Genomic DNA, 15,014 nt, shown 5'->3' on the forward strand with positions numbered 1-15,014 from the left:
GACATGCCCGCTCCCACAGGTTTGTCACAAGGCCAAGGCCTGCGCTAAGCCTGTGGGAGCGGGCGAGCCCGCGAAGGGCCTACTCAGGCCTCGTGACAGACGTGCCCATCGACCAAGGTATAACGCACCGCCGCCGGCAGGCAGTGGCCGATGAACGGGCAGTTCTCGCCACGCGACAGCCATTGCTCACCGGCAATCGTCGAGGCCTTGGCGTCGAACAGCACCAGGTCGGCGGCGCCGCCGACTTTCAGCTCGCCGGCCGGCAGGCGCATGGCCTTGGCCGGGCCGCTGCTAAGGCGGGCGAGCAGGGTCGGCAGGTCGAGCAGGCCGTCCTCGACCAGGGTCATGGCCAGCGGCAGCAGCAGTTCGACGCTGCTGATGCCCGGCTCGGTGGCACCGAACGGGGCCAGCTTGGCATCGCGTTCGTGAGGCTGGTGGTGGCTGGAGATCGCCTGGATTACCCCCGATTTAACCGCCGCACGCAGGCCGTCGCGGTCGGCGGCGGTGCGCAGTGGCGGCTGCACGTGGTACAGGCTGGAGAACTCACGCAGCGACTCGTCGGTCAGGATCAGCTGGTACAGCGCCACGTCGGCGGTCACCGGCAGGCCCAACTGCTGGGCCTGTTCGATTAGCCTTGCGCCGCGGGCACTGGTGATCTGGGTGAAGTGCGCACGCACGCCGGTCTGTTCCACCAGCAGCAGGTTGCGCGCCAAGGCTACGGTCTCGGCGGTCTCCGGGATGCCGGGCAGGCCGAGGAAGCTGGCCATGGCGCCTTCGTGGGCCAGGCCACCCTGGGCCAGGTCGTGGTCCTGGGAGTGGAACACCACGGTCAGGTCGAAAGTGGCGGCGTACTCCAGGGCACGGGCCAGGGTACGGTTGTTGGGAATTTCCTTCAGGCCGTTGCCGAAGGCCACGCAACCGGTGTCGCGCAGTGCGACCAGTTCGGCCAGTTGCTCGCCCTCCAGGCCCTTGGTCAGGGCGCCGATCGGGTAGACCTTGCTGTTGGCCGCTTCGCGGGCGCGGTCGAGGATCAGTTCGGCCACAGCCGAAGTATCCAGCACCGGCTTGGTCTGCGGTGGGCAGCACAGGCTGGTGACGCCACCGGCCACGGCGGCGCGGGTTTCACTGGCGATCGAGCCCTTGCGGCTGTAGCCCGGCTCGCGCAGCGAGACGCCAAGGTCGACCAAGCCGGGCGCGGCGATCAGGCCGCCGGCTTCGATCGTGCGGCTGGCGCTGAAGCCGGCCGGGGCGGCGCCGATGGCGGCGATGCGGCCGCCATCCAGGTGCAGGTCGGTGACCTGGTCCAGGCCGCTGACAGGGTCGATGACCCGGGCGCCAAGAATGCTGATGGTCACTGAGCGTTCTCCTGGTCGAATTGACGTTGCGCGTTCTGCCCGCTCATGGCCATGGACAGCACGGCCATGCGCACGGCGATGCCGTAGGTAACCTGGTTGAGGATCACCGAGTGTTTGCCGTCGGCCACCGCCGATTCGATCTCCACGCCGCGGTTGATCGGGCCCGGGTGCATGACGATCGCGTCGGGCTTGGCCCCGGCCAGGCGCGCGGTGGTCAGGCCGAACAGGCGGTAGAACTCGCCTTCACTGGGCAACAGGCCACCGGCCATGCGCTCGCGCTGCAGGCGCAGCATGATCACCACGTCGACGTCCTTCAGGCCCTCGGCAAGGTCGGTGTAGACCTTTACGCCGTACTGCTCGATACCGACCGGGATCAGGGTTTTCGGGCCAATCACGCGGATGTCCGGGCAGCCCAGGGCCTTCAGCGCGAGCATGTCGGAGCGCGCCACGCGCGAGTGCAGGATGTCACCGACGATCGCCACCGAGAGGTTCTCGAAGCTGCCCTTGTGACGGCGGATGGTCAGCATGTCGAGCATGCCCTGGGTCGGGTGCGCGTGGCGGCCGTCACCGCCGTTGATCACCGCGACCTCCGGGCACACGTGCTCGGCGATGAAGTGCGCCGCGCCGGAGTCGGAGTGACGCACGACGAACATGTCGGCAGCCATGGCTTCGAGGTTGCGCAGGGTGTCGAACAGGGTCTCGCCTTTGCTGGTCGAGGAGGTCGACACGTTCAGGCTGATCACGTCGGCCGACAGGCGCTGGGCGGCCAGTTCGAAGGTGGTGCGGGTACGGGTCGAGTTCTCGAAGAACACGTTGCATACGGTCTTGCCGCGCAGCAACGGGACTTTCTTCACGGCCCGGGCGCCGACTTCGAGGAACGAGTCGGCGGTGTCGAGGATCTCGGTGAGCAGTTCGCGGGGCAAACCGTCGAGCGAGAGGAAGTGGCGCAGCTGGCCCTGATCATTGAGCTGCAGCGGGCGCTTGGCGTCGATTGGCGTCATCGCGAGGGGACTCTTAAAGGACAGAAGCGGTGGCGAGGTCCTGGCGCTCGAGGGCGAGCGGGGCGGGTCCGGTCAATTTTACCCGTTCATGGGCGGCCAGCGACAGGGTGGCGCCGAGCACGTTGGGGCGAATGGGCAATTCGCCAGCATCCAGGTCGAGCAGGCAGACCAGGGTGACACTGGCCGGGCGGCCATAATCGAACAGTTCGTTGAGCGCGGCGCGGATGGTGCGGCCGCTCATCAGTACGTCATCGATCAGCACCAGGTGCTGGCCTTCGACTTCGAAGGGCAGCTCCGAGGGGCGCACCTGCGGGTGCAGGCCGTTCTGGCTGAAGTCATCGCGATAGAACGACACGTCCAGGGTGCCGAGCGGGCTCTGGTCGGCCATCGCTTCCTGCAGGGCCTGGGCAACCCAGACGCCGCCAGTGCGGATGCCGATGAAGCGCGGCTCGGCGATATTGCGACGGGCCAGATGGGCGCGAAGGTCGACAGCCATCTGCCGGATCAGGTCGGCGGGATTGGGTAGGCTCATTGCGTATCTCCTGGGGGGCGCCGGGGGGGCGTTGTCATTGCCTCGACGTAAACGCGGGAAAAATCAGGTGTTGGCCTCCAGCCAGCCTTGCAGCAGCAAGGCTGCGGCGATGGCGTCGACCGGGTTGTCACGGTAGCTGCCGCGCTGGCCGCCACGGGCCAGGCGCTCGCCTTTGGCCTCGAAGGTGGTCAGGCGTTCGTCGTGGGTGTGCACCGGCAGGTTGAAGCGGCCATTGAGGCGGCGGGCGAACTTTTCCGCGCGCTCGCTCATTTCGCTGGGTGTGCCGTCCATGTTCAGCGGCAGGCCGACGACGATGGCATCGGGCTTCCACTCGCTGATGAGCTTTTCCACCTGAGCCCAGTCCGGCACGCCGTTCTGCGCCTTCAGGGTGCACAGCTCGCGAGCCTGCCCGGTTATCACCTGGCCGACGGCCACACCGATCTGTTTGCTGCCATAGTCGAAGCCCAGCAGCAGGCGCAGTTCGGCCATCAGGCGTGCCCCGCCTGGCTGGTCAGCAAGCTGAGGTTGATCCCCAGGCTGCGGGCGGCGGCGCCCAGGCGTTGCTCGCTGGCCATGGCGAAGAGGATGTCCGGGTCGAACGGGCAGTTGAGCCAGGCGTTGTCGGCCAGTTCAGCTTCCAGTTGGCCCGCTTCCCAGCCGGCATAACCAAGGGTGATCAGGCTTTGTTGTGGCCCTACGCCTTCGGCGATGGCAAACAGCACGTCCTGCGAAGTGGACAGCGACAGGCCCTGCAGTCCGACGGTGGCCTGGTAGCTGCACTCGCTGCTGTGCAGGACAAAGCCGCGGTCAGTCTGGACCGGCCCACCCTGGTAGATGGGCACCTGCAGGGTGCTGGCCGGAGGTACCTCGTTGGGGCGCAACTGCTCGAGAATGTCGGCCAGGTTCAGCTCCTGTGGTCGGTTGACCACCAGGCCCATGGCGCCATTGGCGTTGTGCTCGACGATGTACGTGAGGGTCTGGGCGAAGTTCGGATCGGCCATGTGCGGCATGGCGATCAGGAACTGATGCTTGAGGTAGCTCGGGGTGAGGGTTTTCATGGGGGATAGTGTGGCGCCAGGTGGCGAGGCTGACAAGGTGCGCAACAAGGCTTGCGCGCTCCCAAAGAAGAGAGAGCAGGCTGAGGATCAGTTACTGGACAGGCGGTCGCCGCGGGCAAAGCGCCAGGTGCGGATGATCTCCAGCCGGTCAAACTCGGCCAGGTCCCCGGTAAACGGCGCAAAGGGCGCCGCCAGCCGCACGATGCGCTGGGCGGCCTGGTCCAGCACCGGCTGCCCGGATGACTCCAGCACCAATACCTCATACAGCGAGCCATCGCGGTTGATCGACACCATCATGCGCAAGTTGCCGTATATCTGTTGCCGGCGTGCCTCGTCGGGGTAGTTGAGGTTACCCACCCGCTCGACCTTCTTGCGCCACTCCTCCTTGTACCAGGCGCCCTTGTCGCGCATGGTCGAAGCCGCATTGAGGCGGTGAATCTTCGGACGCTTGGCGTACATCTGCTGTTCGTTGGAAAGTTCCGCCTCAAGGCTGGCGATCTGGCTCGACAATTGCGAACTGTCGAAGTCCGGGGTGGCCGCTGGCGCCTTGGGCTGTGGCTTGCTTTCCTTGGGCTTGGGCTCGACCTTCTGCGCTTTCGGCGCCTTGGTCGCCACCGCGGATTTCTCCGGCGCGGGCGGTGGAACTACCTCCGGCTTGGCCGCAGGTGGCGGGGTGACCTTGTTGATCTTGCTGTCCTGGAACGGCGCCACTTCGGTGGTGGTCGGCACCGCTTTCTTTTCCAGCGTGCCGCTGCCCTGCTGGTTGGCCTGGGCTTGGTAATCAGCCTTCTTCGGTGCCTTTTCGCTCTTGAAGGTGGCCAGGGTGATGTCCATGGTCTGGCGGATTTCGGCGGGTTTGACCACGGTAAAGCCCACGCCAAGGATCAACGCCAGGTGCACCAGGGCAGCCAGGAACAAGGTAAAGCCAAGCCGGTCCACCGGGCGAACGCGCGGTGGCAGCAGGTCGGAAGGGATGTCGGCAGGCAGCGTCATCAGGTATCCAGCAACCGCAGGGCGGGGCAGCAGCTCAGTCGAAAAGGACCGGCATCATACCCCACTCCGCGCATTTGCTCCGCGTCGGCGGTCAGCGCGCCTTGAGCTGGCGATCAATGGCATCCATCAGCTTGCCACCGATATCGGTGTTGTAGGCAGCGTCGATCTCGCGGATGCAAGTGGGGCTGGTGACGTTGATTTCGGTGAGAGAGTCGCCGATCACGTCCAGGCCAACGAACAGCAGGCCCTTTTCACGCAGGGTCGGACCGACCTGGGCGGCGATCCAGCGGTCGCGTTCCGTCAGCGGGCGGGCTTCACCACGACCACCGGCAGCCAGGTTGCCACGGGTTTCGCCGCTGGCCGGGATACGCGCCAGGCAGTAGTCGACCGGTTCGCCGTCGATCATCAGGATGCGCTTGTCGCCGTCGACGATCTGCGGCAGGTATTCCTGGGCCATGATCTGCTGGGTGCCATGCTGGGTCAGCGTTTCCAGGATGACCGACAGGTTGGGGTCGTCCTTGCGATGGCGGAACACCGACGCACCGCCCATGCCGTCCAGCGGCTTGAGGATCACGTCACCCCGGCTGTTGGCGAACTCACGCAGGATGTCGACGCGGCGGCTGACCAGGGTGGGCGCCATGCACTGCGGGAACTGGGTGGCGAACAGTTTTTCGTTGCAGTCGCGCAGACTTTGCGGGCGGTTGACCACCAGCACACCTTCGCGCTCCGCTTGCTCCAACAGATAGGTGCTGTAGACGAACTCCATGTCGAACGGCGGATCCTTGCGCATCAGGATCACGTCCAGTTCGGCCAGGGCACTGTCTTGCTCGTCGCCCAGCTCGAACCAGCGCGCCGGGTCGGCGAAGACCTTCAGCGGGCGCATCTGCGCACGGGCCTGGCCGGCACCCAGATAAAGGTCGCGCTGCTCCATGTAGAACAGCTCCCAGCCGCGGGCCTGGGCGGCCAGCAGCATGGCCAGCGAGCTGTCCTTCTTGTAGGAGATGGACGCGATCGGGTCCATGACAATGCCGAGGCGAACGCTCATGGGGTGGTTCCTCTTGGCGGCGGTTGGCCGCGGTCAATCGAAAGAAAAGTGGCTCAGGGTGGCGCCGTGAACGCCGCGGGTCAAGGGGGCGGTAGATGGAATGGCCCCCCGGAGTGTGCTAAAAATGCCCTCAGCTTCAAGCTGCAAGCCATCAGTGGCTCGCAGCCCACACTGTGCAGCGATGGTAGCGCAACTTATGGAACAGCCCCTGAAGGTGATGGTGATCGACGACTCCCGCACGATCCGCCGCACCGCGCAGATGTTGCTCGGCGAAGCGGGCTGCGAGGTGATCACCGCCAGTGACGGCTTCGATGCCCTGGCCAAGATCATTGACCACCAGCCACAGATCATCTTCGTCGATGTGCTGATGCCCCGTCTGGACGGTTATCAGACCTGTGCGGTGATCAAGCACAACAGTGCCTTCAAGGACATCCCGGTGATTCTCCTGTCATCTCGCGATGGCCTGTTCGACAAGGCCCGCGGCCGGGTGGTCGGTTCCGACCAGTTCCTGACCAAACCATTCAGCAAGGAAGAACTGCTCGACGCAATCAGGGCCCATGTGCCCGGTTTCGTCGCGCCCGAACAAACCGCACCCTGACCACGCCGCGCTGGCGCGGCCTTTCATTTCCTGATGGGGAAACAGCATGGCCCGAGTTCTGATTGTCGACGACTCGCCGACAGAGATGTACAGATTGACCGAATGGCTGGAAAAGCACGGTCACCAGGTGCTCAAGGCCAACAATGGAGCCGACGGCGTGGCCCTGGCCCGCCAGGAAAAGCCCGATGCGGTGCTGATGGACATCGTCATGCCCGGCATGAACGGGTTCCAGGCGACCCGTCAGCTGAGCAAGGACCCTGAAACCCGCGCCATTCCTGTGGTGGTGGTGACCACCAAGGACCAGGAAACCGACCGTATCTGGGCCACGCGCCAGGGCGCCCGCGACTTCCTGACCAAGCCGGTGGAAGAGGACGCGCTGATCGCCAAGCTCAAAGAAGTGCTGGGCGCTTGACCACCCGCCCACAGGGCGCGTCGCTGACCGCCTTCGAGCTGTTGCTGGACATCGACCGGCGCTGCCGCCTGCTAGTCGCCGACCAGCCGCCGCAGGACACACGCCTGCAGCAATGGAGCGGTATCGGTTTTCGCATCGCCGGGCAGTGGTTCGTCGCCCCCATGGGCGAGGTCGCCGAGGTGCTGCGCGAGCCGCGCAGCAGCCGCGTCCCCGGCGTGCAGCCTTGGGTGTGCGGGGTGGCCAACCTGCGCGGCCGGTTGTTGCCGGTCATGGACCTGAGCAGTTTCTTCGGCCTTGGCCCCGCTGCGCCAGGCAAGCAGCGACGGGTACTGGTGCTGGACCATGACGACCTGTTCGTCGGCCTGCTGGTTGACGAGGTACTGGGGCTGCAGCATTTCGCCCTGAGCAGCCTGGACCTGTCGCCCCCGCAGCCATTGCTGCGGGCTGCTGCCCGCTTCGTGCAGGGGCACTTCCCGCGTGAACGCAACTGGGCGATCTTCAGCCCCTTCGCCCTGGCCCAGGCGCCGGGCTTTCTTGACGTGGCGCTATAGGACTTTCGAACGTGAACAAGCCGGCCACACCCGTCGCCCCCGCCAGCATGACCCCCCGCACGCGCAGCATCGTGCAGATCACCGTGCTGTTCGTGATCCTGATCCTGTCGATCATCCTGTTGTTCGCCAACTTCGCCTACCTCAATACCCAGGCCAATCACGACAAACAGTACATCGGCCACGCCGGCGAGCTGCGGGTGTTGTCCCAGCGTATCGCCAAGAACGCCACCGAGGCCGCGGCGGGCAAGGCCCTGGCATTCAAGCTGCTGTCGGATGCGCGCAACGACTTCGAGCGGCGCTGGAGCTACCTGCGCGAAGGTGACAAGTCCACCGGCCTGCCAGGGGCGCCGCCTGCGGTGCGCGATGAAATGGAAGCGGTGCGCCAGGACTGGGAAAACCTGCGCAAGAACACCGACACCATTCTGGCCAGCGAACAGACCGTGCTGTCGTTGCACCAGGTGGCGGCGACCCTTGCCGAAACCGTACCGCAATTGCAGGTCGAATATGAAAAGGTGGTCGAGATCCTGCTGCAAAGTGGTGCCCCGGCCAATCAGGTAGTGGTGGCCCAGCGCCAGCTGCTGCTGGCAGAGCGTATCCTCGGGTCGGTCAATACCGTGCTGGCTGGCGACGACACCGCGGCGCAGGCCGCCGATACCTTCGGCCGCGATGCCAGCCGCTTCGGCCAGGTGCTCGAGGGCATGCTCGGCGGCAACCCGGCGATCCAGGTGACCCGCGTCGAGGACGCCGACGCCCGCGCGCGCCTGGCGGAAATCGCCGAGCTGTTCCAGTTCGTGGCAGGTTCCGTCGATGAAATCCTCGAAACCTCGCCCGAGCTGTTCCGCGTGCGCGAAGCGGCGGGCAACATCTTCAGCCTGTCGCAAACCTTGCTCGATGAGGCCTCGCACCTGGCCAACGGCTTCGAAAACCTCGCCAGCGGCCGCACCCTGGATACCGTCGGCGGTTATGCGCTGGGCCTGCTGGCGCTGGCTTCGATCATCCTGATCGGCCTGGTGATGGTCCGCACCACCCACCGCCAGTTGCAGGAAACCGCGGAAAAGAACGAACGCAACCAGCAGGCGATCATGCGCCTGCTCGATGAAATCGAAGAGCTGGCCGACGGCGACCTGACCGTCACCGTGTCGGTGACCGAAGATTTCACCGGTGCCATCGCCGATTCGATCAACTACTCGGTCGATCAGCTGCGCGACCTGGTGGCCACCATCAACCACAGCGCCGAGCAGGTCGCGGCTGCCGTGCAGGACACGCAGAACACCGCGCGCCAACTGGCCAAGGCCTCGGAGCACCAGGCCGAGCAGATCAGCGAGGCGTCCGAGGCGGTCGGCGATATGGTCGAGTCGATCGACCGGGTTTCCGCGCATGCCTATGAATCGGCCAAGGTCGCCGAGCGCTCGGTGGCGATCGCCAACAAGGGCAACGAAGTGGTGCATAACACCATCAATGGCATGGACAACATCCGCGAGCAGATCCAGGACACCGCCAAACGGATCAAGCGCCTGGGCGAATCTTCCCAGGAAATCGGCGACATCGTCAGCCTGATCGACGACATCGCCGACCAGACCAACATCCTTGCCCTCAATGCCGCGATTCAGGCCTCGCTGGCAGGTGAGGCCGGTCGCGGCTTTGCCGTGGTCGCCGATGAGGTGCAGCGCCTGGCCGAGCGCTCGTCCTCGGCAACCCGGCAGATCGAAGCGCTGGTGCGGACCATCCAGGCGGACACCAACGAGGCCGTCATCTCCATGGAGCAGACCACCGCCGAGGTGGTGCGCGGTGCGCGGCTGGCCCAGGATGCCGGCGTGGCACTGGCCGAGATCGAGGGCGTATCGCAGAACCTCGCCGAACTTATCCACAGCATCTCCGATGCCGCACAGCTGCAGACCTCTTCTGCAGGGCAGATTTCCCACACCATGGCGGTGATCCAGCAGATCACCGCGCAGACCTCCGCCGGCTCCAGCGCCACCGCCGACAGCATCCGCCACTTGGCGCGGATGGCTAGCGAAATGCGCCGCTCGGTCTCTGGTTTCACCCTGCCGGCGCCCGCCGAGCGAAGCTGAGGACCACCCATGGCTTCTGCCGTCGTAAGCCCTGAACGCCACGATACCGTGGCCCTGGCCTGGACCCGGGCCGCCATTCTCGATTGCCTGAGCCAGGCCCGTCAGGCCCTGGAACGCTTTGCCGGCGAGACCGACGACTTGTCGATGCTGGCCTTCGTTGTGGATAACCTGCATCAAGTGCACGGCTGCCTACGCATGCTCGAGCTGCGCGGTGCCACGCGCCTGGCTGAAGAGCTCGAGTTGCTGGCCAAGGCTTTGGCCGAGGGGCAGTTAAGCCCCCGCGGCGACTGCCTGGGGCCGCTGTTCCGAGGCCTGGAGCAGTTGCCGTCCTACCTGGAGCGGTTGCGCGGAGCGCGCCATGACCTGCCCCTGGTGATGCTGCCGCTGCTCAATCAGCTGCGTGCCTGCCGCGGCGTCGAGCCTTTGGCCCAGGCCAGCCTGATCAGCGGTGCCGCGCAGCGCTTTGCCGGCTCCGATGACCTGGCCAACCTCGACTTGTCCTTGGGCAGCTGGCGGGAGCAGATGCAGGCCGGGCCGGGGCGTGACGCTTTGCGCTCGGTGGTCAGCGCCCTGTGCGACGACCTGATGCGGATCAAGGAGCGCCTGGACCAGTTCGTGCGCGGCGACCGCCAGCACAGCGAGGACCTGGACGCACTGCTCGCACCGTTGCGCCATGTGGCCGACACCCTGGCAGTGCTGGGCTTCCAGCAGCCACGCCGGGTCATCATCGACCAGGTGCTGGCGCTGCAGGCCCTGGCCCAGGGTGAGCGTGCGGTGGACGACGCGGTATTGATGGATGTGGCCGGTGCGCTGCTGTATGTGGAGGCCACGCTCAACGGCATGGTCCTGCCGCTGGAGGAAGGCGGGCAGGGCGGCCTGCCCGGTTCGGACCTGGCCGAGATTCGCCAGCTGGTGCTGAACGAGTCACTGTCGGTATTGCAGCAGGCCAAGGACCTGATCGGCGATTGCCTGGAGTCTGGCTGGCCCCGTCAGCGCCTGCAGCCTCTGCCGGGGCTGTTGCAGCAAGTGCGTGGCGCGTTGGCGATGCTCATGCTGCCGGCCGCCGCCGAAGTGTTTGCCGGCTGTGCGGGCTATGTGCAGGGCTGGTTGCAGCACCTCGAGGAGGAGCCGCCTGCGGACGAGCTGACCCACCTGGCCGAGGCCCTCAGCGCCGCCGAGTGTTACCTGCAATGGCGGGTCGCCGACCCGCTGGCCGACGCTCAGCCGTTTCTCGACATGGCCCGGACCAGCCTGACGGCGCTGGGCGTGCAGTGCAGCCATGCGGGCCCGTCCGAGGCGCAGGATGGCAGCGATGGCATCGATGATGAATTGCGCAAAGTGTTCCTGGAAGAGGCCGGCGAATTGCTGCCGGAGATCGAGCGACACTGGCTGCGCTGGCGCGCCGACAACAGCCTGCGCGACGCGTTGATCGAGGTGCGCCGTGACCTGCACACGCTCAAGGGCAGCGGGCGCATGGTGCATGCCGAGGCGGTAGCGGAGCTGGCCTGGGGCGGTGAACACCTGCTCAATCGGGTGCTGGAGGGGCGCATCGCCCTGACCCCCGAAGGCGCCGTGGCGCTGCAGCAAGTGTTTGTCCATCTGCCGGACTTGCTGGCCGACTTTGCAGCTGGCCAGTTGCCGCAATTGAGCGAAATCGAACAATTGGCGAGCCATCTGCACGCCTTGGCCGAGAACGATACCCCGGCCAGCGCCGACATCGATGGCCTCGACCCGCAATTGCTGGATATCTTCCGCAACGAGGCGCAAGGCCACCTTGCCAGCCTGGAAGGCTTTGTGCAGGGCGCCGACGGCCAGGGCAGCGAAGTCAGCGACAGCCTGCAGCGGGCCTTGCACACGCTCAAGGGCAGCGCTGCCATGGCCGGGGTCATGCCGATCGCCGAACTGGCCACTGCCTTCGACCGCCTGGTACGTGAGTACCGAGGGCACCAGTTGCCGTTGCAGGCAGCGGAGATGCAGTGGCTGCACACTGCCCATGGCTTGTTCCTGCAGGGCCTGGCGCAGCTCGGCAGTACACCGTTGGCGACCATTCCGGGGGCGGCGCAGCTGATCGAGCAGGTCGGCGAGGCGGTGGACCTGCGCCTGGCCAGCCTGCATGCCGAGCCTCAACACACACGCACTGGCAAGCGTGACCCACAGCTGATCGCCAGTTTCCTGGCCCAGGCCATGGACATCCTGCTGGATGCCGAGTCGCTGCTGTCGCGCTGGCAACAGCAGCCCGGGCAGCGCGAACCGCTGGAAACCTTGCTCGATGAGCTGACCAGCCTTGGCCACGCCGCGCACCTTGCCGACCTGTGGCAGATGGATGCCATTTGTGAGGCACTGCTCGATCTGTACGGCGCGGTGGAAGAGGGCAGCCTGGGCGCCAGCCCACGCTTTTTCGCTGTTGCCCGGCAAGCCCATGAAGCCCTGCTGGACATGCTCGACGAAGTGGCCGCCGGACAGGCGCTCAGCCCACGGCCTGACTGTGTCGACGCCCTGCGCGACGTGTTGGAGGGTGCGCTGGCGGCGGATGCGACCGGCTTGGTAAGCGCTGATGCGGTTACGCCGCTTGCGGGCTCGCTGGAGCACGAAGAGGATGCTGACAGCCCCGGCGACAAGGAGCTGCTCGAGGTCTTTCTCGAAGAAAGCTCGGACATCGTCGAAAGCGCCGCCGCCGCCCTGGCGCGCTGGCAGGCCGACCCGCGCAACAGCGTCGAAGTGGAGAACCTGCTGCGTGACCTGCACACACTCAAGGGTGGTGCGCGCATGGTCGAGATCAGCGCCATCGGCGACCTGGCCCATGAGCTGGAATTCCTTTACGAGCTGCTCGCCGCCGGGCGCCTGCCGCCGAGCCCGGCGCTGTTCGCACTGCTGCAGAACTGCCATGACCGCCTGGCGCACATGCTCGATGCCGTGCGCCTGGGCCAGCCGCTGCACACCGCTACCGCGCTGATCGACTACATCCGTAACTTCAGCAGTGCCGCACTGACCGACAGTGCGGCCAGCCAGGTCCCGGCGGACACCTCCCCGGCCGAAATACCGGCCGCGGCACCGGAACGGGTGCCGGGCGACATGGTCAAGGTCGACGCCGAGCTGCTCGACGACCTGGGTAACCTGGCCGGCGAGCATTCGGTCATCCGCGGCCGTATCGAACAGCAAGTCAACGATGCCCAGTTCGCCCTCAACGAGATGGAAACCACCCTGGAGCGCATGCGCGACCAGCTGCTGCGCCTGGACATCGAGACCCAGGGGCGGATCAGCAGCCGCCAGGCGTTCGAGGGGGACGCCTACGAAGATTTCGACCCGCTGGAGATGGACCGCCATTCGCAACTGCAGCAGTTGTCGCGGGCTTTGTTCGAATCGGCCTCCGACCTGCTAGACCTCAAGGAAACCCTTGCCCAGCGTGCCCAGGAGGCCTACAGCCTGCTGCAACAGCAAGCCCGGGTGAACAGCCAGTTGCAGGAAGGCCTGACCGCGACACTGATGGTGCCGTTCGAACGCCTGGTGCCGCGCTTGCAGCGGGTCGTGCGCCAGGTGGCCAGCGAACTGGGCAAGCAGGTCGAGCTGGTGGTCGGCAACGCCGAGGGCGAGCTCGACCGCAGCGTGCTCGAACGCATGGTCGCGCCCCTGGAGCACATGCTGCGCAATGCAGTCGACCATGGCCTGGAAGCGCGCGAGATTCGCCTGGCCGCGGGCAAGCCAGAGCAGGGCACCATTCACCTGAACTTGCTGCATGAAGGCGCCGACATCGTTATCGAGATGACCGACGACGGCGCTGGCGTGCCGCTGGAGGCGGTCCGGCGCAAGGCAATCAAGCGCGGCCTGCTGGACCCGCAGGCACAGCTGAGCGATCACGAGATCCTGCAGTTCATCCTGCGCCCCGGCTTTTCCACGGCGGAGAAGATCACCCAGATTTCCGGGCGTGGGCTGGGCATGGACGTGGTCCATGAAGAGGTCAAGCAACTGGGCGGCTCGATGACCATCGAGTCGGCCCAGGGCAAGGGCGCACGGTTCCTGATCCGCTTGCCGTTCACCGTGTCGGTCAACCGGGCTTTGATGGTTCATCTGGGCGAGGAGCAGTACGCCATACCGCTCAACACCATCGAAGGCATCGTGCGTGTCCCTCCGGCCGAACTGGCCATCTGTTATCAGCTGGACGCCCCGCGTTATGTGTATGGCGGCCACGAATACGAGTTGCGTTACCTCGGTGAACTGCTACAAGGGCTGCCGCGCCCAGTGCTGCTGGGGCAGAGCGTGCCGCTGCCGGTGTTGCTGCTGCATTCCCAGGAGCAGTCGTTCGCCATCCAGGTAGACAGCCTGTCGCCGAGCCGTGAGATCGTGGTCAAGAGCCTTGGCCCGCAGTTCGCCGCCGTGGCGGGCTTGTCGGGTGCGACCTTGCTCGGTGACGGCCGCGTGGTGCTGATCCTCGACCTGCTGGGCCAGCTGCGTGGCCAGCAGCGGCGGCTGGCGCGCTTGCCCGGTGGCAGCGGGGTGCAGCGCACCTTGTTCGGCCCGGCGCCCCGGCGGGCCACGCTGGTCATGGTGGTCGACGACTCGGTCACCGTGCGCAAGGTCACCGGCCGCCTGCTGGAGCGCCATGGTATGAGCGTGATGACGGCCAAGGATGGTGTCGATGCCATGGCCCTGCTGGAAGAGCACCGCCCCGACGTGCTGTTGCTCGACATCGAGATGCCGCGCATGGACGGTTTCGAAGTGGCCACCCGCATTCGCCGCGACGAGCGCCTGAAAGACCTGCCGATCATCATGATCACCTCGCGCACCGGGCAGAAGCACCGCGACCGGGCCATGGCCATCGGCGTCAACGATTACCTGGGCAAACCCTATCAGGAGTCTGTGCTGCTGCAGAGCATCGCCCACTGGAGCCAGACCCATGCTTGAACTGATAGCAGGGCAACGCAGCAGCCTCACCGGCCTGCTGCTGCCGCTGGGCGACCGCACCCTGGTATTGCCCAATGTCGCTGTGGTCGAACTGATCGGCCAGCGCAACCTGGTGTGCGAACCGGGTGACCCGGCCTGGCACCTTGGGTGGATCGACTGGCGGCAGCAGCGCCTGCCGTTGATCGGTTTCGAGGCCGCCTGCGGCGGTGAGACGCCCTGTGGCGAGCGGGCGCGGATCGTGGTGCTGAATGCGCTCGGAGACACCGGCTTGCGCTACCTGGCCGTGCTGCTGCAGGACATTCCGCGCTCGTGCAAGCTCGATAGCCAGCTCAATTATGTGGATGTGCCGCTGGGCAGCCTGGAGCTGGCCGCGGTGCAGGTAGGCGAGCAGGTGGCGCGTGTGCCGGACCTGGTCGGGCTGGAAAGGCTGGTGCGTGACGCTGAACTGCAACCTGTGCTTGGGTAGGATGCAAGGCTGACTCAGGAACCCAGCCCACC

13 protein-coding genes are annotated in these 15,014 nt (G+C 66.0%); 6 read left to right on the forward strand and 7 right to left on the reverse strand.

Annotated features, from left to right (window positions below; translation table 11 throughout):
- Nucleotides 1–83: 83 nt before the first annotated feature.
- The 7 genes from ACQKPS_RS11270 to gshB form a co-directional block, all read right to left on the reverse strand.
- Nucleotides 84–1,355, reverse strand: coding sequence for a dihydroorotase (locus ACQKPS_RS11270; RefSeq protein WP_254482770.1), 1,272 nt, complete (start codon nucleotides 1,353–1,355; stop codon nucleotides 84–86).
- Nucleotides 1,352–2,356 carry an aspartate carbamoyltransferase catalytic subunit gene (locus ACQKPS_RS11275; protein ID WP_254482772.1) on the reverse strand — a complete coding sequence of 335 codons (1,005 nt, stop codon included), beginning with the start codon at nucleotides 2,354–2,356 and terminating at the stop codon, nucleotides 1,352–1,354. Before ACQKPS_RS11275 ends, ACQKPS_RS11270 begins: the two co-directional genes overlap by 4 nt.
- A 13-nt stretch (nucleotides 2,357–2,369) precedes the next feature.
- Entirely contained in the window at nucleotides 2,370–2,888 is a 519-nt protein-coding gene (gene pyrR, locus ACQKPS_RS11280; RefSeq protein ID WP_254482774.1) for a bifunctional pyr operon transcriptional regulator/uracil phosphoribosyltransferase PyrR, read from the reverse strand.
- A 63-nt stretch (nucleotides 2,889–2,951) separates the two neighbouring features.
- Nucleotides 2,952–3,377, reverse strand: a complete 426-nt coding sequence (ruvX, locus tag ACQKPS_RS11285) for a Holliday junction resolvase RuvX (protein ID WP_254482776.1) — start codon at nucleotides 3,375–3,377, stop codon at nucleotides 2,952–2,954.
- Nucleotides 3,377–3,946, reverse strand: coding sequence for a YqgE/AlgH family protein (locus ACQKPS_RS11290; protein ID WP_254482778.1), 570 nt, complete (start codon nucleotides 3,944–3,946; stop codon nucleotides 3,377–3,379). The genes ruvX and ACQKPS_RS11290 overlap by 1 nt, the downstream gene beginning before the upstream one ends.
- Nucleotides 3,947–4,033: 87 nt before the next feature.
- A complete protein-coding gene (locus ACQKPS_RS11295; RefSeq protein ID WP_254482779.1) occupies nucleotides 4,034–4,939 on the reverse strand; it encodes an energy transducer TonB in 906 nt (301 codons plus the stop codon).
- Between the two features lie 91 nt (nucleotides 4,940–5,030).
- A complete protein-coding gene (gene gshB / locus ACQKPS_RS11300) occupies nucleotides 5,031–5,984 on the reverse strand; it encodes a glutathione synthase (RefSeq protein WP_254482780.1) in 954 nt (317 codons plus the stop codon).
- Nucleotides 5,985–6,180: 196 nt separating this feature from the next.
- On the opposite strand from gshB, the gene ACQKPS_RS11305 reads away from it, so the two are divergent.
- Genes ACQKPS_RS11305 through ACQKPS_RS11330 form a run of 6 tightly spaced genes read left to right on the forward strand, consistent with a single transcriptional unit; the run spans nucleotide 6,181 to nucleotide 14,982 of the window.
- A complete protein-coding gene (locus ACQKPS_RS11305) occupies nucleotides 6,181–6,582 on the forward strand; it encodes a response regulator (RefSeq protein ID WP_254482781.1) in 402 nt (133 codons plus the stop codon).
- Between the two features lie 46 nt (nucleotides 6,583–6,628).
- The gene (gene pilH / locus ACQKPS_RS11310; RefSeq protein WP_136916931.1) at nucleotides 6,629–6,994 is read left to right on the forward strand and encodes a twitching motility response regulator PilH; all 366 of its coding nucleotides are present in this window, start codon (nucleotides 6,629–6,631) and stop codon (nucleotides 6,992–6,994) included.
- Nucleotides 6,991–7,545: a chemotaxis protein CheW gene (locus ACQKPS_RS11315; RefSeq protein ID WP_254482782.1), complete on the forward strand. Its 555-nt coding sequence runs from the start codon at nucleotides 6,991–6,993 to the stop codon at nucleotides 7,543–7,545. Before pilH ends, ACQKPS_RS11315 begins: the two co-directional genes overlap by 4 nt.
- Before the next feature lie 47 nt (nucleotides 7,546–7,592).
- A complete protein-coding gene (locus tag ACQKPS_RS11320; protein ID WP_427604261.1) occupies nucleotides 7,593–9,617 on the forward strand; it encodes a methyl-accepting chemotaxis protein in 2,025 nt (674 codons plus the stop codon).
- Nucleotides 9,618–9,626: 9 nt separating this feature from the next.
- The gene (locus tag ACQKPS_RS11325; RefSeq protein ID WP_427604062.1) at nucleotides 9,627–14,516 is read left to right on the forward strand and encodes an Hpt domain-containing protein; all 4,890 of its coding nucleotides are present in this window, start codon (nucleotides 9,627–9,629) and stop codon (nucleotides 14,514–14,516) included.
- On the forward strand, nucleotides 14,509–14,982 hold the full coding sequence (locus ACQKPS_RS11330) for a chemotaxis protein CheW (RefSeq protein WP_254482784.1): 474 nt from the start codon (nucleotides 14,509–14,511) through the stop codon (nucleotides 14,980–14,982). Before ACQKPS_RS11325 ends, ACQKPS_RS11330 begins: the two co-directional genes overlap by 8 nt.
- The last annotated feature ends 32 nt before the right edge of the window (nucleotides 14,983–15,014 follow it).

Origin of the sequence: Pseudomonas sp. NPDC086566, assembly GCF_050280885.1 — a bacterium.
Taxonomy (GTDB): domain Bacteria; phylum Pseudomonadota; class Gammaproteobacteria; order Pseudomonadales; family Pseudomonadaceae; genus Aquipseudomonas; species Aquipseudomonas vlassakiae.

Coding starts and splice junctions, on each gene's coding strand:
- ACQKPS_RS11275 (WP_254482772.1), bottom strand. CDS start 2,356: ATGACGCCAATCGACGCCAAGCGCCCGCTGCAGCTCAATGATCAGGGC.
- pyrR (WP_254482774.1), bottom strand. CDS start 2,888: ATGAGCCTACCCAATCCCGCCGACCTGATCCGGCAGATGGCTGTCGAC.
- ruvX (WP_254482776.1), bottom strand. CDS start 3,377: ATGGCCGAACTGCGCCTGCTGCTGGGCTTCGACTATGGCAGCAAACAG.
- ACQKPS_RS11290 (WP_254482778.1), bottom strand. CDS start 3,946: ATGAAAACCCTCACCCCGAGCTACCTCAAGCATCAGTTCCTGATCGCC.
- ACQKPS_RS11295 (WP_254482779.1), bottom strand. CDS start 4,939: ATGACGCTGCCTGCCGACATCCCTTCCGACCTGCTGCCACCGCGCGTT.
- gshB (WP_254482780.1), bottom strand. CDS start 5,984: ATGAGCGTTCGCCTCGGCATTGTCATGGACCCGATCGCGTCCATCTCC.
- ACQKPS_RS11305 (WP_254482781.1), top strand. CDS start 6,181: ATGGAACAGCCCCTGAAGGTGATGGTGATCGACGACTCCCGCACGATC.
- pilH (WP_136916931.1), top strand. CDS start 6,629: ATGGCCCGAGTTCTGATTGTCGACGACTCGCCGACAGAGATGTACAGA.
- ACQKPS_RS11320 (WP_427604261.1), top strand. CDS start 7,593: ATGACCCCCCGCACGCGCAGCATCGTGCAGATCACCGTGCTGTTCGTG.
- ACQKPS_RS11325 (WP_427604062.1), top strand. CDS start 9,627: ATGGCTTCTGCCGTCGTAAGCCCTGAACGCCACGATACCGTGGCCCTG.
- ACQKPS_RS11330 (WP_254482784.1), top strand. CDS start 14,509: ATGCTTGAACTGATAGCAGGGCAACGCAGCAGCCTCACCGGCCTGCTG.